This window comes from Lysinibacillus sp. GbtcB16 (genome assembly GCF_019091145.1).
GTDB lineage: Bacteria > Bacillota > Bacilli > Bacillales_A > Planococcaceae > Lysinibacillus > Lysinibacillus fusiformis.
In genome coordinates this window covers 1-261 of sequence record NZ_JAGXJV010000543.1, presented here as the reverse complement: position 1 = coordinate 261, position 261 = coordinate 1, and the positions used below count along the sequence as shown (strand labels likewise).

Sequence of the window (261 nt, the reverse complement as noted above, 5' to 3'; positions counted from 1 at the left end):
AAACTAGGTTGACTATGGCGGAGATCGCCAAAAAGATTGGTAAGGATAAATCCACGGTTACGGCGCTTGTTGACAAAATGGTCCGGCTCGGGTATGTAACCAAGGAAAGGCACACGGATGATTCAAGAGTTGTCTTCGTTTCCCTAACGCAAAAGGGACTGGAGTTGAGACCAGTATTTGAATCTATATCCAACGACATGTTGAACGCGTTTTACTCAGGCATCACAGACCAAGAGAAAGAAGAACTATTGAAAATTTTAT

The 261-nt window shown here is 42.9% G+C and carries 1 protein-coding gene; it reads left to right on the top strand.

Annotated elements, in window-relative coordinates; translation table 11 throughout:
* Window positions 1-14: 14 nt before the first annotated feature.
* Window positions 15-261 (top strand): MarR family winged helix-turn-helix transcriptional regulator (locus KVT27_RS25180; RefSeq protein WP_254636287.1); only part of this gene is annotated, 247 nt, incomplete at its 3' end.